20 protein-coding genes are annotated in these 25,921 nt (G+C 24.7%); 2 read left to right on the top strand and 18 right to left on the bottom strand.

Annotated elements, in window-relative coordinates; genetic code table 11:
- Position 1: 1 nt before the first annotated feature.
- The 10 genes from AUT07_RS00390 to rluC all read right to left on the bottom strand — a co-directional run bounded on the left by AUT07_RS00390 (position 2) and on the right by rluC (position 8,955).
- A complete protein-coding gene (locus AUT07_RS00390; protein WP_066282682.1) occupies positions 2 to 988 on the bottom strand; it encodes a DNA polymerase III subunit delta' C-terminal domain-containing protein in 987 nt (328 codons plus the stop codon).
- On the bottom strand, positions 954 to 1,634 hold the full coding sequence (tmk, locus tag AUT07_RS00385) for a dTMP kinase (protein WP_066282674.1): 681 nt from the start codon (positions 1,632 to 1,634) through the stop codon (positions 954 to 956). Before tmk ends, AUT07_RS00390 begins: the two co-directional genes overlap by 35 nt.
- Positions 1,635 to 2,101: 467 nt before the next feature.
- Positions 2,102 to 2,938, bottom strand: a complete 837-nt coding sequence (pabC, locus tag AUT07_RS00380) for an aminodeoxychorismate lyase (protein WP_066282667.1) — start codon at positions 2,936 to 2,938, stop codon at positions 2,102 to 2,104.
- Between the two features lie 120 nt (positions 2,939 to 3,058).
- Complete coding sequence (gene acpP / locus AUT07_RS00375) at positions 3,059 to 3,322, bottom strand: acyl carrier protein (protein ID WP_066282665.1); 264 nt, start codon at positions 3,320 to 3,322, stop codon at positions 3,059 to 3,061.
- 152 nt (positions 3,323 to 3,474) lie between these two features.
- Complete coding sequence (gene fabG / locus AUT07_RS00370; protein ID WP_066282662.1) at positions 3,475 to 4,209, bottom strand: 3-oxoacyl-ACP reductase FabG; 735 nt, start codon at positions 4,207 to 4,209, stop codon at positions 3,475 to 3,477.
- A 7-nt stretch (positions 4,210 to 4,216) separates the two neighbouring features.
- On the bottom strand, positions 4,217 to 5,149 hold the full coding sequence (gene fabD / locus AUT07_RS00365) for an ACP S-malonyltransferase (RefSeq protein ID WP_066282659.1): 933 nt from the start codon (positions 5,147 to 5,149) through the stop codon (positions 4,217 to 4,219).
- An 18-nt stretch (positions 5,150 to 5,167) separates the two neighbouring features.
- On the bottom strand, positions 5,168 to 6,124 hold the full coding sequence (locus AUT07_RS00360) for a beta-ketoacyl-ACP synthase III (RefSeq protein WP_066282656.1): 957 nt from the start codon (positions 6,122 to 6,124) through the stop codon (positions 5,168 to 5,170).
- Between the two features lie 6 nt (positions 6,125 to 6,130).
- Positions 6,131 to 7,168 (bottom strand): phosphate acyltransferase PlsX, encoded by a 1,038-nt coding sequence (gene plsX, locus AUT07_RS00355; protein WP_066282649.1) that lies wholly within the window; start codon positions 7,166 to 7,168, stop codon positions 6,131 to 6,133.
- Between the two features lie 50 nt (positions 7,169 to 7,218).
- A complete protein-coding gene (gene rpmF, locus AUT07_RS00350) occupies positions 7,219 to 7,389 on the bottom strand; it encodes a 50S ribosomal protein L32 (protein WP_066282648.1) in 171 nt (56 codons plus the stop codon).
- A gap of 609 nt (positions 7,390 to 7,998) precedes the next feature.
- Positions 7,999 to 8,955: a 23S rRNA pseudouridine(955/2504/2580) synthase RluC gene (rluC, locus tag AUT07_RS00345; protein ID WP_066282646.1), complete on the bottom strand. Its 957-nt coding sequence runs from the start codon at positions 8,953 to 8,955 to the stop codon at positions 7,999 to 8,001.
- A gap of 608 nt (positions 8,956 to 9,563) precedes the next feature.
- Here rluC and rne point away from each other — a divergent pair.
- Positions 9,564 to 12,563, top strand: coding sequence for a ribonuclease E (gene rne, locus AUT07_RS00340; protein WP_066282644.1), 3,000 nt, complete (start codon positions 9,564 to 9,566; stop codon positions 12,561 to 12,563).
- Positions 12,564 to 12,703: 140 nt separating this feature from the next.
- Here rne and sbcB read toward each other — a convergent pair whose 3' ends face one another.
- The 6 genes from sbcB to xthA form a co-directional block, all read right to left on the bottom strand.
- Positions 12,704 to 14,146: an exodeoxyribonuclease I gene (sbcB, locus tag AUT07_RS00335; protein WP_066282638.1), complete on the bottom strand. Its 1,443-nt coding sequence runs from the start codon at positions 14,144 to 14,146 to the stop codon at positions 12,704 to 12,706.
- Between the two features lie 156 nt (positions 14,147 to 14,302).
- A complete protein-coding gene (gene dsbB / locus AUT07_RS00330; RefSeq protein ID WP_066282633.1) occupies positions 14,303 to 14,821 on the bottom strand; it encodes a disulfide bond formation protein DsbB in 519 nt (172 codons plus the stop codon).
- An 88-nt stretch (positions 14,822 to 14,909) separates the two neighbouring features.
- Positions 14,910 to 16,451 (bottom strand): sodium/proton antiporter NhaB, encoded by a 1,542-nt coding sequence (nhaB, locus tag AUT07_RS00325; protein WP_066282631.1) that lies wholly within the window; start codon positions 16,449 to 16,451, stop codon positions 14,910 to 14,912.
- A 375-nt stretch (positions 16,452 to 16,826) separates the two neighbouring features.
- On the bottom strand, positions 16,827 to 17,822 hold the full coding sequence (gene gap, locus AUT07_RS00320) for a type I glyceraldehyde-3-phosphate dehydrogenase (protein WP_066282629.1): 996 nt from the start codon (positions 17,820 to 17,822) through the stop codon (positions 16,827 to 16,829).
- 553 nt (positions 17,823 to 18,375) lie between these two features.
- A complete protein-coding gene (gene sppA, locus AUT07_RS00315) occupies positions 18,376 to 20,256 on the bottom strand; it encodes a signal peptide peptidase SppA (RefSeq protein ID WP_066282626.1) in 1,881 nt (626 codons plus the stop codon).
- A 355-nt stretch (positions 20,257 to 20,611) separates the two neighbouring features.
- Positions 20,612 to 21,421 (bottom strand): exodeoxyribonuclease III, encoded by an 810-nt coding sequence (gene xthA, locus AUT07_RS00310; protein ID WP_066282623.1) that lies wholly within the window; start codon positions 21,419 to 21,421, stop codon positions 20,612 to 20,614.
- Positions 21,422 to 21,752: 331 nt separating this feature from the next.
- Between xthA and galU the strand changes: the two genes are divergently transcribed.
- Positions 21,753 to 22,661, top strand: a complete 909-nt coding sequence (gene galU / locus AUT07_RS00305) for a UTP--glucose-1-phosphate uridylyltransferase GalU (RefSeq protein WP_066282620.1) — start codon at positions 21,753 to 21,755, stop codon at positions 22,659 to 22,661.
- A gap of 129 nt (positions 22,662 to 22,790) precedes the next feature.
- On the opposite strand, the gene AUT07_RS00300 is transcribed toward galU, so the two are convergent.
- Both AUT07_RS00300 and cls read right to left on the bottom strand, forming a co-directional pair.
- Complete coding sequence (locus tag AUT07_RS00300; RefSeq protein ID WP_066282618.1) at positions 22,791 to 23,207, bottom strand: H-NS family histone-like protein; 417 nt, start codon at positions 23,205 to 23,207, stop codon at positions 22,791 to 22,793.
- A 979-nt stretch (positions 23,208 to 24,186) separates the two neighbouring features.
- Entirely contained in the window at positions 24,187 to 25,647 is a 1,461-nt protein-coding gene (gene cls / locus AUT07_RS00295) for a cardiolipin synthase (protein WP_066282616.1), read from the bottom strand.
- Positions 25,648 to 25,921 lie beyond the last annotated feature (274 nt).

Genomic DNA, 25,921 nt, shown 5'->3' with positions numbered 1-25,921 from the left:
TTTACTTGTCAAGATAAAGTGTATTTTGCCATTTAATTAACTGAGCAGACAAATGTAATTTTTGATTTAAACCTGTTATTGATATTAATTGATAACGACAAGTCATCCATCTAGTAATACTTTTTAGTAAAATATCAGATGAATTAATATTAGCTAATTTTTTTATTAATGGTAATTCATCTTGATTAATACAATAGCTAGTTGCATCTAGTTTATGTTTTAAGGCATCAAGTAAAAAACTTATCAACCAATAAATTCGTTCAAGAACATTTGATTGATCTAATTCAATTAGTAATATTAAAAAATTTTTATTTACTAAGGATTGCATTAATGACTTACAAAAATTTTTTCTTTTTAACCAATTTTTTGGTTTTAATAAATTTAAAGTAGCAAGTGGTGCATATAAATTAAGTTTTATGGCAGTTTCAATTTCAAGTAATGTTAAATTAATATTTTGTTTCTTTAGCCAATTAATTATAGTTTGTGGATCTGGTGCAGAGAGATAATAATAAAAACATCTACTACGTAAAGTAGTCAACAAATGTATTGGATCACGACACTCTAATAAAAAATAGGTATTATTTGTAGGTTCTTCTAAAGTTTTTAATAATGCAGTGATAGCAGATTCTGTTAATAATGCAACATTAGGAAACCAAATTACTTTAGCCCCACCTTGTTGTGCATAATTAACTAAATTTTCAGTTAAAGAACGGATATTTTCAATGCTTATTTTATTGCTATTATTTTCATTAATGATTTTATGCAAATCTGGATGATTGTGTGTTAACATTAGTTGACAATTATGACAACTACCACAATTTTTTATATTTATAGGATTTAGGCAGATTAGCCATTTAGTAATAGCACAAACTAATACATCACTAGCCATTCCAGGATTAGAATGTAAAAGTAATGCATGATGTTTTCGTTTTTGATAGAAAGTAATTATTTGTTTATATGGAAGATTTAGCCATGGATACCAATTCATTTTCTTGCCTCTGATACCCCTGAAGTATTAGCCAGTTTGATATTACACAGTTAACATTTTCTTGTACATTTATTAAAGAATTAGAAGCATCAATTGTAATAATTGTATCATCTTTATTTGATAATTCAATATAACGTTTACGAGTTCGCTTAAAAAAATCTAAAGATTCTTTTTCTATTTGATCTAATTTACTCCGATTTTTTATCCGATTTAATCCCAATTCGGGTTCTATATCAAGATATATGATTAAATCAGGTTTAAAATTATTGATTATATTATTTTGTAATATTTTTATTAATTTCTGGCAAATTTTACGTCCTCCACCTTGATAGGCATGCGATGATAAATCATTCCGATCACTAATAATCCATTTTCCTTTTGTAAGATTTGGTTTAATGAAATTTTCAATCAATTGAATACGTGCAGCATAAAGCATTAATAGTTCTGCTTTACTAGTAATTTTTTCTTTGCTAATGCTATGCTTAATTAATTGACGCAATTGTTCTGCTAATGCTGTTCCTCCTGGTTCTCTTGTAAAATTAATTTTAGTTATTCCAAAATTATTAAGTATTTTTGCAACAGTTTTTACTGCTGTAGTTTTTCCTGAACCCTCAAGACCTTCAATAACTATATAACGACCATTCATTTTTTATCTTTTATTAAAAATAATACTTGTTTAATAAACATACTATTTAATTATAATCATTAATATTTGATGTTAATACAAGAATATGTATGCTCATCAATAACTTCTAAAAATAACTATTTTTTTATAATTTGATTCTTTTTAATATTTTTTAAAATTATTATGAATTATACAATCAAACTTATTTATTTAACTAATTAATCTTCTTAAACTTATTCATTATGCATATATATCTAATATTTGTTTTCATGTTTATATGGTTATATAGTAAATTAAATTAATTGATTAAAACTAAAAAAAATTATTTTATATATTAATAATATATTTAAAATAATTTATATGTAAAGATATATTATATAAAATAACTATTCATTATTTATATAAGAATAAACTATTAATACAAAAATTGTGAACTATAAAATTTTATTTATTTAAATTGGATTTATAAAATTAAAATAATTATGTAATTAATTTAATTTCAAACAATATGGCAAAAGTAAATTAAATAATTCTCGAGAACAATAATGCGATATATAATTATGTGATTTAATTAAAATACGATTAACCGATAATATTGGCATCAATGCATTGGTAATGAATATTTCATCACTATTAATTAGTATTTTAGGATAATCATTTACATAAAATAGTTCATAATTAGTATTAGATAAGTATGTAATAATCTTTTTACGCATTACCCCTTCAACACCTGCATTATGTAATTTTGGTGTATAAATTTTTTTCCCTCTGCGTAAAAAAATATTTGCTGCACAACATCCAATTAATATACCATCATTATCAATAACTATAGCTTCATCAACATTTAGCGATTCAATTTGTCTTTTGATTAATATTTGTTCTAGACGATTAAGATGTTTAATACCAGCTAAGTAACGATTATTATTTACTGGTATAGTACTTAATGCAATATCAATACCAGTTTGTTGTTTATCTAAGTAAATATCTGGATAGTCAGTTAATAAAATAATCACTGTTGCTTTATTACAACCTACTATACTATACCCACGGCCACCTTTACCTCTACTAATAATAACCTTAATGACGGCTAACTCTTTTTGATTTAGTTTTGCTATATCATGTATATTATTAATTAATTTTTTCCAATTTGGTGAAGGTAAAAAAAGTTGTTTAACTCCTTTTCGTAATCTATCAATATGATAACTTAATAAATCTGGCTGATATCGAATCAACCTTATAGTTGTAAAACAACCATCACCAAATTGAACCACTCTATCCATTACAGAAATATTCTTTTTTGGTTTACCATTAATCCAGCATAACATTATATTAAAAAATTTTTTCTTTATTTAATATTTCAAAGTACATTTTTTTACAAAAATGTAGACGGATTTTTACCGCCTACATTTATAATAAAATGATATTATATATATAAAATTTATACATTATGAGCCATGACAATGAATATAATCAATAGCTGCTTGTACTGTTGTTATTTTTTCCGCTTCTTCATCAGGAATTTCAGTATCAAACTCTTCTTCTAATGCCATGACTAATTCAACAGTATCAAGAGAGTCAGCACCTAAATCATCAACAAATGAAGATTCATTAGCAACTTCATCTTCTTTAACACCTAATTGTTCGGCAATTATTTTTTTAACACGTTTTTCAATATTGTTATTAACACGTTGTTCGTCTTTAGTGCTCATACTATTTTAATCCCTATTAAAATTAGTTTTCACGATGATTTTTTAGTGTAAAATACAGGAAAAGTATAACTCTAATCCTGGATATGCAAATCTTAATTTGCAGCATTTAATATGCTATGTTTGTATTAACCATGCAAATGATTCATGAGTTTTTAACTCATATACATGCCCCCATTGACATGTAATGTTTCACCAGTTATATATGATGCTTCATCAGAAGCTAAGAATGCTACAGCACTAGCAATTTCTCTTGTATCCCCAAATCTTCCTATAGGAACATGAGTTAAAATGCCTGCTTGTTGTTCATCTGTCAATGCTCTAGTCATATCTGTTTTTATAAAACCAGGTGAAACAACATTTACTGTGATGCCACGTTTAGCTACTTCACGAGCTAGTGATTTACTAAAAGCTATAATACCAGCTTTAGCAGCTGCATAATTTGCTTGGCCGATATTTCCTAATGTACCAATTACTGAACCAATAGAGATAATACGACCATAATGTTTTTTTATCATTGAACGTATTATAAATTTTGATAAATCAAAAATTGAATTTAAGTTTGTATTAATAACTTTATTCCATTCTTCTTGTTTCATGCGTAATAATATATTGTCACTAGTAATACCGGCATTATTCACTAATATATCAATTGCACCAAATTGTTCTTGAATTTTATATAGAGTAGTATTAATAGATTTAGTATCGGTTATATTTAAAACATAACTTTGCTTCCTATCTCCAAGATAGGAACTAATTATTTTTGCACCTTCTTCACTTGTAGAAGTACCAATTACTTTCGAACCACGTTTATTTAATAGTTCAGCTATTGATCTCCCAATACCCCTACTTGCTCCAGTTACTAAGGCTATTTTTCCATCAAAATTCATATTTTCCTCAATTATTTATCAATGCATTTTTTAATGATTTAGAATCATTAATAGCTATCGAATGAATAGATTTAACAATATGCTTCGTTAAACCAGTTAGTATTTTATTTGGCCCGATTTCAAATAACTGATTAATTCCTTGTTTAGCCATAAATTCTATAATTTCAACCCAACGTACAGGATTATATAGTTGTCTGATTAAAGCATTTTGAATATTATCTATTGAATGCTCAATTTTAACATCGACATTATTTACAATAGAAATATTAGGTTTATTAAATATTATTTTTTTTAATGATTCAGCTAATTTTTTTGCAGCTGGATGCATTAATGCACAATGTGAAGGTATACTGATAGGTAACAGCAATGTACGTTTTGCTCCAGCAGCTCTACATAACATTACTGTTTTTTCAACAGCATATTTTTCACCAGCAATTACTACTTGCCCGGGTGCGTTAAAATTAACTGCCCAAACTGATTGATTTTTTGAAGTTTGTTTGCATGATTCTAATATTGATTTATTATCTAGACCAATAATTACATACATAGCCCCCATACCTTCTGGTACAGATTCTTGCATTAATTTACCACGTAGTTCCACTAATTTAACAGCAGATTTAAAATCAATAACATTAGCACAAACTAATGCCGAATATTCTCCTAAGCTATGTCCTGCCATTAATTTAGGACTATCTCCTTTTTTTTCTTGCCATACTCGAAAAATTGCTACAGATGATGATAGAATTGCTGGCTGTGTTTTCCAGGTTTTATTTAATTCTTTTTTAGAACCATTCTGAATTAAATCCCATAAATCATATCCTAAGATACCAGAAGCTTCAGCAAAAGTTTCTTTAACTACTTTAAATTCTTTTGCTAGGTCTGATAACATACCTAAGTATTGAGAACCTTGTCCAGGAAAGATCATTGCGAAATTAGACATTTTTGTTCCCTATATAACCTAAAAACGAATTAATGCTGATCCCCATGTAAAACCACCACCAAATGCTTCTAATAATATCATTTGACCTCTTTGTATACGACCATCTCTAACAGCTTCATCAAATGCTGTAGGTACTGAGGCTGCTGAAGTATTTCCATGTTTATCCAGAGTAATAACAACTTTATCAAAAGGTATAGCAAGTTTTTTTGCTGTTGCTTGAATAATTCTTAAATTAGCTTGATGAGGAACTAACCAATCTAATTCTGATTTATCTAATTCATTTTTTTCTAATGTTTCATCTACAATGTTAGATAATTCATTAACAGCTATTTTAAAAACTTCGTTGCCTGCCATTGTGACATAAGTTGGCTTTGAATGTTTACTATGTTCTTGTCGTCGTAAGGTTAATAAATCACCATAATTTCCATTTGCGTATAAATGAGTTGATAAAATACCTGGTTCTTGTGAACAGCCAGCAACTATAGCACCTGCTGCATCTCCAAATAAAATTAATGTGCTACGATCATGTGGATCTAATACTGTAGATAACATATCAGAACCTATCACTAATGCTTTTTTGGTCATTCCTGTTCTAATAAATTGATCACTAATACTTAATGCATAAGTAAATCCAGCACATGCAGCAGCTACATCAAATGCTGCACAGTGATCAATGCCTAATATTTGCTGTATTTGGCACGCCGCACTAGGAAAAGCATGTGTAGAAGAAGTAGTTGCTACAATAATTAAATCAATTTCATGAGCTGTAATATTTGCCATTTCTAGTGCTTTTTGTGCTGCTTTAGCACCCATTGTTGATACATTACCCTCACCTTCTGTTATGATACGACGTTCTTTAATGCCTGTACGTGTTGTTATCCACTCATCAGATGTATCAACCATTTTTTCTAAATCAGCATTCGTACGAACCTGTACAGGCAAATAACTACCAGTACCTAAGATTTTTGTATACATTTTATTTTAATCACTCTTGGGTAATAAGGTATTCAATCGATTGGCAATTACATCAGGAATTTGTTTTTCTACTGCCTTAATTGCTTGTTCAATTGCAGCTTGGAATGCTTTTTGGTTTGCTGCTCCATGACTTTTAATTACAATACCATGTAATCCTAACAGCACAGCTCCATTATATTGATCAGGATCTATATGACTAAAATATTTGATAATACGTTTTTGTAACCAAGTTTGAATCAATTGTATAAGGTGAGACGAAATTTTATTTTTTGTAGTTGAATATTTTACTAAAGATAAAATAACTTTTATCACACCTTCCATAGTTTTTAAGATCATATTACCGGTAAACCCATCACAAACAAATACATCAGTTTTACCAGTTAATAACTCATCACTTTCTAAATAACCGATATAATTTATAAAAGGTATTTTCTTTAACATTAAAGCGGCTTCATAGATATTATCTAAACCAAAGTTTTCTTCTGTTTTAATATTTAATAATGCTACTCGTGGATTATTTATATCAGCGATATTTTCAGCTATTATAACTCCCATTCCGGCAAATTGTACTAACATTTTACTATTACACTTAATATTAGCGCCTAAATCTAATATAACTGTTTTACCATGTTTTTTATTTGGTAAAATAGTTACTAGTGCAGGTCTTTCTATACCATCTATCGTTTTTAATATGATTTTTGATAATGCTATAAGTATACTAGTATTTCCAGCACTGATACAGGCTTGTGCCTGACCAGATTTTACTAATTCTAAAGCAATCCGCATCGACGAACCTTTACTTTGTCTAATTGCTTGTAATAAATTAAGATAATTAGTAATAGTATATTGAGCAGGTATAATTTTAAAACGATTATTTTTTTTTGCCCCTTTATCAGCAAGCAGGGGGTATAAAATTTCTGGCGACCCTACCAGTAATAATTTTAATTGTGAGTTAGATGCTAATGCTTGCAATGCAGCAGGTAAAATAACATTAGGTCCATTATCCCCAGACATAACATCTAATGCTAAGATTAAATTACCCAAAATATTACATTAATCGTTTAATAATTAAACAACATTATTTGTTAATAACTTTATTTATCAATAACTTTTTTACCACGGTAGTATCCATCATTAGTTATATGATAACGCAAATGTATTTCACCAGAAGTTTTATCTACAGATAGTTCAGTATTAGTTAATGAATCATGTGCACGACGCATACCACGTTTAGAACGAGTAGATTTATTTTGTTGTACCGCCATTTATAATAACTCCTGTATTTTATTATTAATATTAAATTTATATATCTTTTTGTTAACTAATCTAAGAAATTTGATTTTTATAATAAAAATAAAGATAATAATAATTATCAAATGAGATTTGATGTTTTTCTGATAAAAAAATATTTTATATAAATTATCAATGAAAATAGATTTTTATTTTTAAATAAATTCATTTTTTACAAAATACGCATAAAAATTAACTATTATCATACTTTTTATTATGATATCTAAAATAGAAATATCACCATCATAAATTTCTATTTCTAAAATAGAATATTTAGTATTTGTTATATTATTACATATAATATTAAATTATTTTAATGTTATTTATATTTTTGTTTTATTGAACTACATTACTTTATTACAAAATATTCATAATAAATCAATATTTAATTTTTTTAATATATAATAATAATTTTTATTAAAAATTATTATTTATTTTCTATTTTGTTGTTAAATTTTTATTTTTTTAAATTATTATTTTAGGTAATAAATATTTTATAAATATATAAAATAAAATATTTTAAGGTCAATATCATTTTACTATAATTTATTCTATAGTTTATTTTAGTAAATTTTTTTGTATTATCAAATATTATACTTTCGTAATAATTTTAAGCATGTATTAAGTTGTTTATCTAAAGGAGCATTGAAAGTTAATTTTTCCCCACTAACTGGATGAAAAAACATTAGTGAACTGGCATGTAAAAAAAGTCTGTTTAATCCAGTAAAAATTAACTGTTTATTAAAATTTAGATCGCCATAACGATTATCAAATGCAATAGGATGTTGTGCATATTTTGCATGTACTCTAATCTGATGTGTTCTACCTGTTATTGGATTAATTTGTACTAAAGTAGCATTAGAAAAACATTCTTTAATTTTAAAATGAGTTTCTGAATATTTACCATTATCGCTGACTGTTACTATTTTTTTATTATTATTTTTTAAATTTTTTTTTAATAAAGGAGCTTTTATAACTTTAATTTTTTCTGGCCATTGTCCTTTTACAAGAGCAATATATGTTTTTTGTATATTTCTTAAACGTAATTGTTGATGCAATAATTTTAATGAAGAATATTTTTTAGCTGTGAGTAAAACTCCAGATGTTTCACGATCTAATCTATGTACAAGATGTAAAAAATGTTCTTTAGGACGTAAAGTACGCAATGCTTCAATAATACCAAAATTTATTCCACTACCACCATGAGTAGCAATACTAGATGGTTTATTTAAAACCAGTATATATTCATCTTCATAAAGAATACAATTATTAATTTTAGATACTTTATCATATGTAGTATGCACAATATTATGTGGTTTTTTAAAAAAAATAATTGGTGGGATCCTAATTATATCTTTTATTTTTATTTTATATTCAGGTTTAGTTCTACAACTATTTATTCTTATTTCTCCTTTTCTAATTATACGGTAAATTCTGCTCCGAGGAATGCCTTTTAAACGTGCTAATAAAAAATTATCAATACGTTGTCCTGATTCTTCATTATTGATAATAATAAATTGCACTTGATTTTTTGTTGTCATTATATCAGAATAAAATGTTTTGTTTATGTTTTTAAGACATAATTCAATAAAACTAAATACTAAATTTTCATTTAGTTTTAATATGATTTTTATTAAAAATATTTTTATTTTTACTAAGAAAAAAGAAAATCAAAAGTTATCTTGATAACTATTCATAAGTAATGAAATAATATATAATTAATTTATTTATATTACAATATAACTATAATGGAATATTACAATATATTATTAATAATAGTAATGATTCAATTAATATTTATTAGTTATTTATTGGTTTTTGGTTTTAATAATCATGAAAAATCAATATAATTTATATAAATATAGAATTGAAATATCATATAAATGATTATAACTTTTTAAAATATTATTTTGTTAAGTTTATTTATTGGATAAATAAAATAAAACTAAGTACAAACTAATATATTCAATAAAATTATTAGTTTTGAGTATAGTGTTTTATTAGAAATAATTATCAAAACTAATTTTATATAAATGATGAATTATAAATTCTAAGTAAAAATCTTATAAATTAACAAATTATTAGTCAATAGTATCCATTATTAGTTTAGTTGCAATTTTTTGGATTAGTAGCATAATGAGTATTTATAATGAAAAGAATGTTAATTAACGCAACTCAACAAGAAGAGTTCCGCGTTGCTCTTGTTGATGGACAACGTCTTTATGATTTAGATATTGAGAATTGTGGACACGAACAAAAAAAATCAAATATTTATAAAGGAAAAATTACTAGATTAGAACCTAGTCTAGAAGCAGCATTTGTTGACTATGGATCAGAAAGACACGGTTTTCTTCCAATCAAAGAAATTGCACGTGAATATTTACCTGATTATTATCAAATTAATGGTCGCTATAATATCAAAGATATTTTAAAAGAAGGACAAGAAGTTATTATTCAAATTGATAAAGAAGAAAGGGGAAATAAAGGTGCTGCACTAACTACTTTTATCAGTTTAGCTGGCAGTTATCTTGTTTTAATGCCAAATAACCCTAGAGCTGGTGGAATATCTCGTCGTATTGAAGGAGAAGATCGTATTGAATTAAAAGAGGCATTATCCTCATTAGATATACCAAATGGTATGGGAATAATTATCCGTACTGCTGGTGTTGGTAAATCAGCAGAAGTTTTACAGCAAGATTTGCAATATCGTGTTAAGCACTGGGAAGCAATAAAACAAGCAGCAGCAAATAGAGAAGCACCATTTCTTATTCATCAAGAAAGTAATATTATTGTACGTGCTTTTCGTGATTATCTTCGCTCTGATATTGGAGAAATTTTAATTGATAATGAAAAAATTGTAAAAACGGCTAAGTATCATGTTACAGCTATTGGACGTAGTGATTTTGCTAGTAAAATAAAATATTATAATGGAGATATCCCATTATTTAGCCATTATCAAATAGAGTCACAGATTGAATCAGCTTTTCAACGTGAAGTTAGGTTACCTTCTGGAGGTTCTTTAGTTATAGATACGACCGAAGCATTAACTGCTATAGACATCAATTCCTCTCGTTCCACACGTGGAGGTGATATTGAAGAAACAGCATTTAATACTAATTTAGAAGCTACTGATGAAATTGCTAGACAATTAAGGTTAAGGGATTTAGGCGGATTAATTGTTATTGATTTTATTGACATGATTTTAATGCGTCATCAAAGAGAAGTTGAGAATCGTCTTCGTGATGTTGTAAGACAAGATCGAGCACGAATTCAAATTGCTCGTATTTCAAGATTTGGTTTGCTTGAAATGTCTCGACAAAGGTTAAGTCCATCACTTGGTGAATCTAGTCATTATGTTTGTCCTCGTTGCAGCGGAACAGGTACAATACGTGATCATGAATCCCTTTCACTATCTATTTTACGTTTAATTGAAGAAGAAGCATTAAAAGAAAATACACATGAAATACATGCTATTGTACCAGTACCAATAGCATCTTACTTATTGAATGAAAAACGTTATTCTGTTAATGAAATTGAACGCAGACAACATAATATTCGTATTATTATTGTTCCCAATGATCAAATGCAATCACCTAATTTTAATGTAATTCGTATTCGTAAGGGTGAAGAAATTTCAACATTAAGTTATTATCTTGCACAATATCATAATTTTGGAATAAATAATAATACCGTGGATGATGGTATTAGTGAGAAAAAACCTGAACAGCCTGCTATATCTACTGTTGTTTTAGAATCTTCTCAAAGAAGAACAAAAAATGTAGTGATTAGTAAAGTAGAATCTAATAAAAATAGAAAATTAAACTATATACAAAATTCACTGATTTTTTTAAAAATTTTTTTTATTTTTTTTAAAAAATTGTTTATCAAATTTAATCAATTTTATGAAAAAATATTAAATAATTATAAAAAACAACATAATAATAAACGAAATCATAATTATTTAATTCAACAAAGGAAAGAAGACAAGAATAAAATAGATAATCAGAAGATTGATACATGTGATGAAGTTAATTTAAATAGCAGATTTTATAAAAAAGAGTTGTGTTATGATATCGAAGATTGCAAAACACGCGATATTCACTCTAATAAGAGTGATATTAAAGAAAAAAAGGAACAAGAAAAATTTAACCTAAAAACTAAAATCAATAATAAAGATTGTACTGAAAAACAATTTGTTATTGTTCAAAAACATCAGAAACATCAATTAGTCAATTCTATAATACATGACAATATAACAGATCATAAAACTGTATCAATTAATGAATATGCTGATACTAAATTAATTAATAAAAATAAGATAAACTTAAATAATTCATTATTAACATCTACTGCATCTATTGTTATGTCTACTACTCAGATAACAAAAGAAAAAACACTGAATATTAAAAATATTAAAGAACAAATTAAATTTTTAGAAATATCTAAAAATTATGTTAAGGATAGACAAGACATAATAATACCTAGGCGTTCAAGGAGATCTCCTAGACATTTAAGAGTTAGTGGACAGAGGCGTAGACGATTTCGTAATGAAAGTCAAAAAAAGTCGCTAGTAACGCTAAAAATGGCTGTTATTTCACTTGAAATAACTTTATGTAAAGTATGGATTCAATATCCAATGAAATTACATAAATTCAATAAAATACCATCAGGTAATAAGAAACTTTTTATAATAAATCAAGAAAAAAGAATGGCAACTATTTTGTATAATAAAAATAATAATATAAATAAAATTGAAACTAAATTATTACTTAATAAAAATATTCAACTAAATGAGATTTATCAAAATAATAATACACAGCTAATATTAAAAAATTATTTATTAAATAATAATAAACTAAATAATACAGCAAAAGTAAATATTAAAGCTATTGAAAATTTTTATCGAAAAGATTTTGAATCTGCAAAATTATCTGAAAATATTGACAATATCAATATTATTTACAATATCAACAATAATAAAATAAATAATATAGTTAAAGAACAATTCAAAAATAGTCAATGTATTGTTAATAAAATTTTTATTAGTTATGGGATTAAAAAGAATAAATTTTTAATGAAAAATAATCAAGAAAAAATAGTGTTTTCTTCAAAAAAACAATATAATAATTATGAATTATATATAGTTTAAATAGAAAAATGTAATTAATTACAAAAAGAAATAATAATTACAGGTTACAAGACACAACTATACTGTAGATATCAAATAAAAATATTGACATTTCTTATTTTTCCTTCAATAATTGAAAATATAAAAAATTTTAATTAACTTTAACAAGTTATTTGATTAGCATAATTGATTAACTCTTTTAATTGATTACACTTTTCTTTATTATCTTTATATTTTATAAATAATTTATTAATAGCTTCTATATATTCGGTAATTTTTTTATTGTTTAATTTAGTGCGTCTATGACATAGCCAAGCACTTTTTTCTTGTTTTGTCAGTGTATCAAAATAGTTTCTGGCACGATAACGGAATAATAATTTCGTTATACGTGGATCTTCAAATTTTAAATTTAATGATGGTAAATTTTTTGGTAAAGTTTTACGTATAATAGCTATTTTTTTACGGTCTCTATCATTAAAAAAACCATGATATAACATAGTATCTACATCTGTAGATTCTACATCTGTAGATGTAAGTGAATATTTTGATTTCATAAAAATTTGCACTACTTTTTCGCGTACTTCTTGATGTTTTTTTAAAATTGTTAGATTACTTAAGCAAGTATCAATATCTAATTTTAGACGTCCTGCATCTGATGAACTAAGTATATTAGGTGGTGCTAATATTGGGCATTTGTTAGTATGTATTAATTTAATTGGAATTGTTATATTATTAATGCATTTATATTTAGGATCAAATAGAATATTTCTTAATGTATTACTATCTAATAGTAATAGTGGATTAATATTTATTGCTAGATCACAAACAATAATTGCATTTCGGTTTTTTGGATGCCTAGCTAAAGGGGCAATTAGACTAGTATTAAATCTTTTTGTTCCAAATATTCCAGAAATATGAACTAATGGTTTCATTGAAATAATATCAATTAATTGGTTAATATTATTTTTCTTTCTTAATTGAAAAAAATAATTAAATATTTTTGGTTGTGCTTGTTTAATTAATTTTGCTATTTCTATAGTAGCTAAAACATCTGACATAGCGTCATGTTTAATTTTATGTTTTATATTATTTTTAATTGTTAGATGTTCTAGTTTAAAACTAGGTAAACCTGTTTCATTGTTACATGGCCAATTAATACCATCAGGTCGTAATGCATAACAAGCGCGTAATACATCTAATAAATCCCATCTTGAGTTACCTTTTTTCCAACTATAATCATAAGGATCGTAAAAATTACGATAAAAAATATTACGAGTGATTTCATCATCAAATTGAATATTATTATACCCTAAAATACAACTATTAGGTACACTAAATATATCATGAATACGTTTTGCAAATTTAGCCTCATGAATACCATTATTGATAGCGTATTGTGGAGTAATACCAGTTATCATAACAGATTCTGGTTGTGGAAGATAGTCATTTGTGGGAGAACAAAAAAACTTTTGAGGTTCTTCAATAACATTAAAATTTAAATCAGTTCTTATGCTAGCAAATTGTGCTGGTTGATCAATATCTGGATGTTTTCCAAATGTTTCATAATCGTGAAAAATAAATGATGATTTATGATTATTAATCAAAATAGTTTCCTATTATCTAAAATATTTTTTAAATTTAATATGATTTAAATTATAATATGTAATTTATTTATTTTAAATTATTTAAAAGCAATAAAAAATATTATTTTAGATTAATTTATATTTTTAACTAAATTATTTAAAATTTAAATAATTTAGTTACTTTTTTAATAATAAAATTTGACTAAATAGAACAATAGTTGCTATAAGAAAATAAATTATAAAAATAATTAATAACCATATTGAGATTTCAATATTTAAAAATAACCAATGTTGTTTAATACAGTTATTATAAGTTTCAAAAATAGAAGGAATCCATCGTTTAATTAATGACCATGGTTGTACGTTAAGGATAAAATTACAGTAATATATATTAGATTCGTAAAAATTTAGTTTATTATGTTGCCAAGTTAATTTTAATCCTATCCAACTACTATATAACCATAATATTAATCCTAAAAAACGAAAATTACTTTTAGGAGATATAAATGCAATAGACCCTGCTACTAATATAGCAAATATTGTTATTTGTTCATAAATACATAATAAACATGGTTTTAGTTTTATAATATACTGAAAATAAAAAGTAATAATTTCTATTATAAACGCACTAATAGTTAATATTAACCAAAATTTTCTATTTTGAGAGTATAAGAAAAAAAAATTTAGTATTTTCATTTTATTTTATCACATTATTTTTATTAATTTAGTTTAAGTGATATATTAAACTATATTTTAATCTTATTAAAAAATAGTTTAATATGTATTATTTAGATATATGTATCCAATTAAATAAAGCAAACAATTCAGTAATTGGAATTAACCAAAATTCTATAGCTATTAAACCAATAACCGTAAGAATAATAGTATAAGGTATTGCCATAATAACCATACGTCCATAGGAAAGTTTAATAAGTGGTGAAAGTACTGAAGTTAATAAAAAAAGAAAAGCTGCTTGCCCGTTTGGAGTTGCTATTGAAGGCAAGTTAGTACCTATGTTTATAGCTACTGCGATATATTCATATTGTTCTCGAGATATTAATCCTTTTTTAAAAGCGTTTATTGCTTCATTTATATAAACTGTACCAACAAAAACGTTATCTGAAATGGCAGATAATAGTCCATTGAATAAATAAAATAAAAAAAGTTGTGATGATTTAGAAGATTGTAAAATAATTTTGATAAATGGCGTAAAAAGATTTTGATCAATAATTACTGCGACAATTGAAAAAAATACTATTAATAAAGCTGTAAATGGTAATGATTCTTTAAATGCTTTTCCAATTGCTTGCTCATCAGTAATACCGCAAAATGTGGTTATTAAAATAATTACAGATAAACCAATTAAGCCAGCTTCTGCAACATGGAAAGCTAGCGAAATAATTAGCCAGATTCCTATTAAAGCTTGACTAATGAGTTTTAATTTTTCTGTATGTTCTATTTTTTTATTGATATTTTTATAGTGTATTTGTAATATATGATAAATATTTTTAGGTAGTTCAATACCATAACCAAATAATTTAAAATATTCGACACAATAACAAATAATAATTCCACATATATATACTGGTAATGTTATTGGTATCATATGCAAGAAAAAAGAACAAAAATTCCAATCAACATATTTAGCAATAATTAGGTTTTGTGGTTCACCTACCATTGTCATTACCCCACCTAGTGCACTTCCAATGCAGGTATGCATCATTAAATTGCGTAAAAATCCTTGAAATTGTTTTAATGTTTGTTGTTTATCTGTGATGATTTTACTATCGTAGTTTTGCATGTATTTTTTTTGATTCATATAATTATCGTAAATGGAATAAAATCCAACTGCTACGCTAATAACTGCAGCTATTACAGTTAACGCATCTAAAAAAGCAGATAAAAGAGTACTAACTAAAAAGAAAGTTAGTGAAAGTAATCGTTTTGAATGAATAGATAATATTAATTTCGTAAAAAAATTTAATAATAATTGTTTCATGAAATAAATACCTGCAACCATAAAAATCAATAGTAATATTACTTCTATATTATTAGCAATTTCATTGCTTACTTGTTTAGGTGAGGTCATACCAATTATTATTGCTTCAATAGCTAGTAATCCACCAGGTTGTAATGGGTAACATTTTAGAGCCATGGTAAGAGTAAAAAGAAATTCAATAATTAATAACCAACCGGAAATAAAATTGTTAATAAAAAAATAGCATATTGGATTAATTATTAAAAATATTATAATTATGAATTTATACCATTCTGGGGTATCTCCTAGAAAATTTTTAAATATTACTGATTTGATATTTATATTCATTATAATTTACCATTATTAATAAATATGTTATTAAAATTTGAAATTTTAATATAACAATATATTAAGTTTTATATATTATTATATTAAATATTATAAAATAAAGAATCTTCTCAATATTTAGATTTTATAAATAAAAAGTTTATATCTATTATAAAACACTTGTTATTTTTATGATATAAGTCATCAACTAATATTTCAAGATAAAATATTTTTTGTAGTTAATAAAAACAAATGAATATAAATTAAATATATTTAAATTAGAAGCTATTAATTTTGTTTTTAAAATTTTATATATTAATATTAAAAGCATTTATATAACAACAATTTACTAAAAGCTAGCTTTGAATGCCTGGCTTTTAGTAAATTGTTGTTATTTTACTTAGAGATATGTTCAATTAAATCTAATACCTTATTTGAATATCCTGTTTCATTATCATACCAAGCAATTAATTTCATGAAATTATCATTCAAGGCAATGCCTGCTTTTGCATCAAAAATTGATGTTAATATTTCACCGTTAAAATCAGTAGAAACAACATCGTCTTCTATATAACCTAGAATTCCTTTTAATTCTTCATTAGCTGCATTTTGTATTGTTTGACAGATTTTTTTATAGGTAGTTTTTGTATTTAAACGAACAGTAAGATCAATTACTGAAACATTTGGGGTTGGAATACGAAAAGCCATCCCAGTTAATTTACCATTTAATTCAGGAATGACCCGACCAACAGCTTTAGCGGCCCCAGTAGATGAAGGAATAATATTTTGTAACGCACTTCTACCACCACGCCAATCCTTAATTGAAGGTCCATCAACAGTTTTCTGGGTAGCTGTTGTTGCATGAATGGTGGTCATAAGACCTTCTATAATGCCAAATTTATCATGAACCACTTTAACTAATGGCGCTAAACAGTTTGTAGTGCAAGAGGTATTAGAAATGATATCTTGGCCACTATAATTATTATGATTGACCCCCATTACAAACATTGGGGTATCATCTTTAGATGGAGCTGTTAAAACTACTTTTTTAGCCCCAGCTGTAATATGCTTACGAGCTTTTTGATCAGTTAAAAAAAGACCAGTAGCTTCAGCAACTATATCAACATTAAATTTATTCCAATGTAATGAAATAGGATCTTCTTTTGCCGTACAGTAAATTATTTTATTATTTACTATTAGATTTCCATTTTTAACTTCTACGGTTCCATTAAACCGTCCATGTGTTGAATCATATTTCAACATATAGGCCATATAATTAGCATCTAATAAATCATTAATTGCTACTATTTCAATGTTTTTACGCTTTTGAGCGGCCCGAAAAATAATGCGCCCAATACGACCAAATCCATTAATACCTATTTTTATAGTCATAATACTCCACCATTTATACTTTATTTAATTGAAAAATATAAAAAATTTTTGTTTTTTTAATTGTAATTTATTAAGCATTAATAATATTTAACTATCATAAAAATATACAAAATATTTTTAAAAACATCAAATTAATATCTATTTTTAACTATATAATATTAATATATTTGCACTGGAATATTTATTTTTTTAAAGTATTATTATAAATTGAAAAGAATTTTTTATTAAAAAAATAAAAATTGATAATACACTATTTAGCTATAGTATAAAATAATTTCATATATATATTATAACATATATATCATAAAATATGTTTTGTTTTTAACAAACTGATCTTTATATATCATTTTATAATTAATTCAATATCATTATTTAATCTATTAAATAATGATGAAACTGTCTAAATAACAGTATTAATACTAATTGATTATAATAAATGCAAAAAATTCTAAATATTAATTTAGTTATAAAGTCAATAGTTTTTCTAATTTATATTTTTATCATTTATTAATATAGATAATTTTATATTTTCAAATATGTTATTAAATTATTGTTAATAAACGTCAGCACAATTCAAACAAAATGCGTAACGATTTTGTGGATCATTCATATGATTATCAATCATATTTTGTTGTTGAAAATAATGAACTGTTTTTTGAAAAAAAAATGATTCTAATATATTCAACATTATTTCTTTTGAATTTGAAGTTAAGGTGAATATTAATTGATTAATAAAAGAAGGTTCAGGTTGCATCCAATCAAGTTCTGGTACTTGAATATTAGCTAATTCTGCCGCCTTATTTACTGCATCATCAAAATCTCCCAAGGCATCAACTAATCCATTTTGTACTGCAGATAAACCTATCCAAATTTTCCCTTGTGCTATTTTCTCTATCTCTTCTATTGTTTTATTACGTCCTTGAGCAACATACTTTATAAAATTATTATAACCATTTTCTATATTAATTTGCATAATATCAGAGTAATATTTATTAATACCTTTTGTTATAGAAATATCTGCTAATGGAGTTGTAGAAATACCATCACTATACACTCCAATACTACCTAATGTTTTTTCAAGTGTATTGATTATACCAAAAATACCAATTGAACCCGTTAGAGTTGTTGGACTAGCAAATATATAATTAGCAGGTGTTGAAATCCAATAACCACCTGATGCTGCTATTGCTCCCATTGAAACTACTATAGGTTTATTATGTTCTTTAACAGCAACAAGTTCATTACGTATTGCTTCTGAAGCTGTAACACTACCTCCAGGACTATTGATACGTAAAATAATTGCTTTTATATTAGGATTAATTCTAGCTTTACGTATTTGCTCCACAGTTGTTGTACTGCCAACCATACCAGGCTCTTGCAGTCCTTCAATGATAGCTCCTTGGGCAACAATTACGGCAATATTTTTTGAAAAATCATGAGACTTCTTTAATATAGTAAGTAAACTTTGTTGTGTTGTTTTATTGGCATAATCATAGATACTAATATGATTAAAATTTTGTGTTTTATCATTCCAACCAAATTGGTTTCTTAATACTTTTTCTATAATTTTTGGAGTAAAAATATAATCAATTAGTTTTTGTTTAATTGCATATTCAGCACTATCACCATTAACAGTTTTCATTTTTTCAATATATTTATTAATTCCTGGAAAAATATTTTCTGGTGTTGTATTTCTATTGTAAGCAATAGTCGATAAATAATTTTGCCATAAGATATTAATCCATTTTTTATCTATTTTACGTGCTTCAGGTGACATATTATCCCGAGTGAATGGTTCTATTGCTGATTTATAATTACCAATACGAAAAATATTTCTATTAATTTTTAAGTTATCTAGTAAAGTTTTAAAATAGAGTTTATTAGTCGAAAAACCATAAATTCCAACGTTACCTTGTTTTGACATATAAATATTATTAGCGAAACTAGCTAAATAATATTGTGATTGGTTGTATCCATTACCTACTGCGTAAATAGGTTTTCCAGATTGCTTAAATTCAATAAGCGCTTTACCAATATATTGTAAAGATGATTGATTAGAACTAACTAAATTATCTAATTGTAGAACAATACCCGTAATTTTATCATCATAAATTGACTGTCTGATCATTTGTACAATTTCAAATAATGAGTTTTCTTGTGTTTGTCTATTTGATGAATTCAATAATTCACTAATTATTTTATAAATTGATTTAGGTATAGATACTTGATCAACAATTATACCTTGTAGATTAATAAGTAATGCTCCATAATATTTATTAGTGAAATTTTTTTCATTTTTATATGAAAAATAACTATTTAAAATAATAAATATAAAAAAAATATAAACAAAATTTATGACGAAATTTTTAATAAAATTAAGCAGTTGCCAAATAAATTTAAAAAAAATTACTAATACATTCCATGGTTTTCGCATATTATCTCCAATCTTATAATTAAAATATTTTATTAAAATGATAATTTTTATTTTGTATAAAGATAAACAATGTAGATTGTTTATCTTTATACATAGTTGATATTAATTTTTTATATAGTTCTAATTACAGTTTATTAAAAATATATTAATATTTTGAAGTATATTTATTACTAATTACTATAAATTATGATCATTACTTATCTATTTATATTTATATCTATATTTATTTAATGATAATATTGTGTAAATTAATTTATAAAATTTATTAAATTAATATTATATAAAATTTTAAAAGAATTGCATATAGTTATATAATTAAATTTTATTTTCAGTAAAATATATTATAGAAATTTTATTATTCAAAATTAAATTTAGCCCAAATTGGAGCATGATCTGATGGTTTTTTCATACTTCTAATTTCATAATCGATACCAGTTTCAGTACAATAGTAAAATAATGAATTAGATACTAATATAAAATCAATTCGCAGTCCTCTATTTTTCATAAAACCATGAGATCTGTAATCAAACCAAGAAAATCTATTTGTAGTGTTTGGATTTTTTTCACGATATGTGTCTATTAATCCCAACGATTGTAATTTATTCATCCATTTTCTTTCTTCAGGTAAAAATGAACATTTGCCTGAATTTAACCAACGTTTTTTATTAATTTCTCCAATTCCTATATCATGATCTGTTGGGCTAATATTCATATCTCCCATAATAATTATATTTGATTGTGGTAAAATATTTTTTTTTAAATAATTCTGTAAATTTTGAAAAAATTCTTTTTTTTCAGCAAATTTTGTTGGGTGATAACGGGTTTCACCTTGTGGAAAGTAACCATTTATTATGGTAATAGATCCTTTTTTTGTTTCAATGTCAACCGTAATAATACGGCGTTTGGCATTTCTATTATCATTAGGAAATCCTTTTTGAATATTAATTATTTTTTGTTTGCAAAAAATTGCAACACCATAATGTGCCTTTTGTCCATAATAAACCATATTATAGCCTAATTGATCTACTTCATCTAAAGGGAATACACTATCATCAACTTTAGTTTCTTGCAATCCAATTAGATCAGGATTGTGTTTTTTGATAATAGCCTTTAACTGATGTATATGAGCTCTAATGCTATTAATATTAAATGAGATAAATTTCATTTTGATTTTTTACTTTGTAGTATACTGATTTATAAATTATATAGAAGAATTAAATTATATGTATGTTTAATAAAATGTTTTTATACAAAATATTTTTGCAAATAAAAATATAAAATAATTAATAACCAATGAAAGTTTCATATAAAATATGTATTAAATATTAAAATATAATTTTTAATAAATTTTATGGTTTACTCTTAATAAGTATTAATAATATTTGTTTTTTTAATTATTTGAAAAGCAAAATTTTTCTCTATTTACTATATATTTTTTAGCGCACTTTATTGTTATACTTTTTAAAAAGTATAACATATATAGGTAATTTTAAATAATGCAATTTAAAAAAGTGAAAAAAAAAATTAGCAAGGTAGTTATTCCTGTAGCGGGATTAGGTACTCGTATGTTACCTGCTACAAAAGCAATTCCTAAAGAAATGTTACCTTTAGTTGATAAACCCCTAATTCAGTATGTAGTGAATGAATGTATATCTGCTGGCATTCATGAAATTATATTAGTTACTCATTCTTCAAAAAATTCAATAGAAAACCACTTTGATACAAGTTTTGAACTAGAAGCAATTCTAGAAAACCGGGTTAAACGTCAATTATTAAATGATTTACAATCAATATGTCCACATTATGTCACAATTATGCACATAAGGCAGGGTATTGCAAAAGGTCTTGGACATGCAATTTTATGTGCTAAACCTTTAGTAGGCAATCAACCGTTTGCTGTCGTTTTACCAGATGTAATTATTGATCAGTATTCATCTGATTTGAAACAGTATAATTTAATTGCAATGCTAAAACGATATGATGAAATATCAGCTAGCCAAATTCTGGTTAAACCAATATCAAAAAATTTTTTATGTAATTATGGTATTGTTGATTGTGGTAGTTATAGATTAAAACCAGGTGAAAGTAAAATTATTAAGGGTGTTGTTGAAAAACCCAAAATTAATGAAGCACCATCTAATTTATCTATCGTTGGTCGTTATGTATTATCTGAAAACATTTGGTCTTTATTAGAAAATACACCTATAGGTATTGGTGATGAAATTCAGTTAACTGATGCAATTAAAATATTAATAAATATAGAACCAGTAGAAGCTTACCATTTATATGGTAAAAGTTATGATTGTGGGGATAAATTAGGTTATATGAAAGCATTTGTTGAATATAGTAAAAAGCATGAATCTTTAGGTGATGAATTTTCTGCTTGGATAAAAAATACAGCTTAAATACTTCATATTTAATTTAATTGAATACATAAAATATTAGTAAATGATGAACTTGACATCATAACTATGAATCAAATATGAATCTAAAATACCCTTATTTAAAAGGGTATTTTAGATTTTTAAAATAATTTAAATTAAAAAATCATCTAATTTTTTACCTTTTTGTTGCATTGCTTTTTTTATTGCATCTGGTATACGCCCTTGTCCAGTCCAAGTTTTGATTTCCCCGTTTTTATCTTGGTAGTGATATTTAGCAGGTTTTATAGTTCGTTTAACTCTATTTTGTGTTTTAGATGGAATTTTTGCCGTTACTAAATCATCTAAACTAAGTCCTTCTCCTTCTAGTAATTTAATGTATTTTGCAATTTTTTGACTATGAGCTTCTAATTGTGCTCTAGCTTGATTTTCATCTTCTCGACGTTCATCTACTACTGTATTAAATTTATCATGTATTTCTTGTAATGACTCTAATGGCATTTCTCTTGCTATGGCACGTAAAGTGCGAATATTATTTAATGATTTAAAATATTTTAACGAATCACTCATTTTCATGGTCTCAATTTATTACTATTGCTAATGTTTTATAATAATAGAATGCTATTTTATTTTCTGCAATAGTAAGTGATAAAATAAAATTAATTTATTATTTTTAATAATTAAACTTTTAAAAATTATAATTAAAATTCCAATTATATATTTTTTGTTGAAAACAGATCAACATATAAAGTTATATTAATATATATTTAGTTTTATTTATTTAAATAATATTATTTATAAAAATAATATTTGCAATTCATATAATACTATATGTAAGTATATTATTATTGTATATAATTAGTAATTACTTAAAATATCCGTAGCTATATTATTTTATCAACTTAATTAGAGATAAATTAATATATAATAATATTTAGATTTTTTTAATCATTTATTTTAATTAATAAAAATTATATATAAATAATTTTTATTAATTAAAATAAATGATTAATTTATGTGTAAAATATATTAATTCTGTAAATTTTGATAGAATAATTTTATATAAGATATTTATTTAATATAAATACAAATGTAATCATTAGATATTTAATTATAAATCTATGATTGATTTAAAAACAAAATAATTACATGATTATTTCAACTTAAAATAAATTTTTAACTTTATATAAATAAAATTATTTTTATTCTAAATTATAATGTAATTAAAAAATTAAATTATAATAATTATTATATTATTAAATATTTATAATTATATGAATTTTTTTAATTTTATAATAATTAATTATTTAGCATAACTAAATGTTAAACTTAAACTATTGTAGAAAATAAAAAATAATTTTTAATGAATTAGCGATATTATTTTTATCTATAATATTTATGCAATTAAATAATATAATTTTTGTTTATTTGTATTAATTTTTAATTTAAAAGTAATACACTTTATTATGAATTTATATATAATAAAAGTATTATTATTAATAATATTTATTAATTATGATATTAAAGTTTTTAAAATTTTTTATAATATTTATAAAAACGGACTAAAGAAATAACAAATACGTTCAATAATACGATTCCATAATGGCCTTTTATTCCAAGTTTTTTGAGTTAAGGGAATAGAACGAGAAATGTAATCGTATTGAACAAATATTAGATCATTACCAAAATTTTTATCATCAATCACAACAGTAATTTCGAAATTAAGCCAGAGGCTTCTCATATCTAAATTAACAGAACCAAGTAAACTTAATTCACCATCAACTGATAAACTTTTAGTATGTAAAAGTCCATCATTAAATTGATAAATTTTAACTCCAGATTCTAATAATTGAGAGTAAAAAGCCCTACTTGCCCAACGAACTAAAAAAAAGTTATTTTTATTAGGAATAACTATTAATACTTCTACCCCCCTCATTGCAGCAGTACAAATAGCATACATTAAAGTATCACTTGGAACAAAATAAGGTGTAGTTAAAATTAATTTATTACGGGCAGAAAAAATAGCTGTTATTAAAGATTGTTGAATTAATTCTTCTGGAAATCCAGGACCTGAAGCAATTATTTGAGTTGTGTTCCCCTTAGTTTGTTCAAATTGAATAATTTTGCTATTTGGATGTGTAGGAAGAATTAGTTGTCCTGTTTCCATTTCCCAATCAAAAGCATAAATAACTCCAAGTATTGTTGAAACTGGTCCTTCCATCCTAACTACAATATCTATCCATTGCCCAACACCAGCATTTTGTTTAAAAAATCTAGGATCAACCATATTCATGCTACCTACATAAGAAATATGATTATCAATAATAATTATTTTTCTATGTTGTCTCAAATCCATTCTTCGCAAAAAAAAACGGAAAAAATTTACTTTTAATGATTCTATTAATTCTATACCAGCCTTTCGCATTTTTTCAGGTTGACGGCTATGAAAAAAGGCCCAACTACCAGCAGAATCAATCATAATTCTACATTTTATACCACGATTTGCAGCATTTATTAATGCTTCCGTAACTTTATCAACTAATCCTCCTTCTTGCCAAATATAAAATACCATCTCAATATTATAATTAGCAGAATTAATATCTTGTATAATATTAGTTAATGCTTCTTGATAATTAGTTAATAATTGAATTTTATTCCCCTTGATACCACTTATTCCTTGTCTTTTTTCACATAATTTAAATAAAGGTCTAGCTACATTACTATTATCTTTACAAAAGATATATTTGTAACATTTTATTTTTTTTAACCATATTACAGTAGAAGGCCATACACTTTTTGCTTTCATAATTCGTTTTTTTCCTAAATATAATTCACCAAAAGCAATATATGCAATAGCACCTAATAAAGGAATAATATAAATAATTAATAACCAGGTTAATGTTGAAGTAACTGGTCTTCGTTTTAATAAAATACGTATGGTAATTATAGTAATCATTGGCCAATATATAAGAAATAAAATTAAGTTTAATAAAATATAAACTATTGCCATAGATAAAATATCTCTCTTTAAGTTAATTTAATTATTTCTGATATTTTATATATCCACTATATAATAAACATTATTTATAATGAATATATAAAACTATGCTTTATATTAATTAAATACAATTTGATCATTCTATATTATAAATTATATAAATTAATATATTAATATTACTAAATTAATTATTTTTAGTTATTGATATATTCTTTATAACTAATAAATGTTGTATATTAAGTATATTTGATAGAAGAATAATTCTATAAGAAAAGTTATTATTTGT

The organism is Candidatus Arsenophonus lipoptenae (assembly GCF_001534665.1).
In the GTDB taxonomy this organism is placed as follows: Bacteria; Pseudomonadota; Gammaproteobacteria; order Enterobacterales; family Enterobacteriaceae; genus Arsenophonus; species Arsenophonus lipoptenae.
This window is presented reverse-complemented; position numbering and strand designations above follow the sequence as displayed.

Bases quoted from the DNA above. Each gene is read 5' to 3' on its own strand.
- xthA (WP_066282623.1), bottom strand. From the start codon at position 21,421: ATGAAATTTATCTCATTTAATATTAATAGCATTAGAGCTCATATACAT.
- fabD (WP_066282659.1), bottom strand. From the start codon at position 5,149: ATGTCTAATTTCGCAATGATCTTTCCTGGACAAGGTTCTCAATACTTA.
- rne (WP_066282644.1), top strand. From the start codon at position 9,564: ATGAAAAGAATGTTAATTAACGCAACTCAACAAGAAGAGTTCCGCGTT.
- AUT07_RS00390 (WP_066282682.1), bottom strand. From the start codon at position 988: ATGAATTGGTATCCATGGCTAAATCTTCCATATAAACAAATAATTACT.
- fabG (WP_066282662.1), bottom strand. From the start codon at position 4,209: ATGAATTTTGATGGAAAAATAGCCTTAGTAACTGGAGCAAGTAGGGGT.
- AUT07_RS00300 (WP_066282618.1), bottom strand. From the start codon at position 23,207: ATGAGTGATTCGTTAAAATATTTTAAATCATTAAATAATATTCGCACT.
- cls (WP_066282616.1), bottom strand. From the start codon at position 25,647: ATGGCAATAGTTTATATTTTATTAAACTTAATTTTATTTCTTATATAT.
- rpmF (WP_066282648.1), bottom strand. From the start codon at position 7,389: ATGGCGGTACAACAAAATAAATCTACTCGTTCTAAACGTGGTATGCGT.
- tmk (WP_066282674.1), bottom strand. From the start codon at position 1,634: ATGAATGGTCGTTATATAGTTATTGAAGGTCTTGAGGGTTCAGGAAAA.
- nhaB (WP_066282631.1), bottom strand. From the start codon at position 16,451: ATGAATATAAATATCAAATCAGTAATATTTAAAAATTTTCTAGGAGAT.
- acpP (WP_066282665.1), bottom strand. From the start codon at position 3,322: ATGAGCACTAAAGACGAACAACGTGTTAATAACAATATTGAAAAACGT.
- AUT07_RS00360 (WP_066282656.1), bottom strand. From the start codon at position 6,124: ATGTATACAAAAATCTTAGGTACTGGTAGTTATTTGCCTGTACAGGTT.
- gap (WP_066282629.1), bottom strand. From the start codon at position 17,822: ATGACTATAAAAATAGGTATTAATGGATTTGGTCGTATTGGGCGCATT.
- sppA (WP_066282626.1), bottom strand. From the start codon at position 20,256: ATGCGAAAACCATGGAATGTATTAGTAATTTTTTTTAAATTTATTTGG.
- galU (WP_066282620.1), top strand. From the start codon at position 21,753: ATGCAATTTAAAAAAGTGAAAAAAAAAATTAGCAAGGTAGTTATTCCT.
- rluC (WP_066282646.1), bottom strand. From the start codon at position 8,955: ATGACAACAAAAAATCAAGTGCAATTTATTATTATCAATAATGAAGAA.
- pabC (WP_066282667.1), bottom strand. From the start codon at position 2,938: ATGTTATGCTGGATTAATGGTAAACCAAAAAAGAATATTTCTGTAATG.
- dsbB (WP_066282633.1), bottom strand. From the start codon at position 14,821: ATGAAAATACTAAATTTTTTTTTCTTATACTCTCAAAATAGAAAATTT.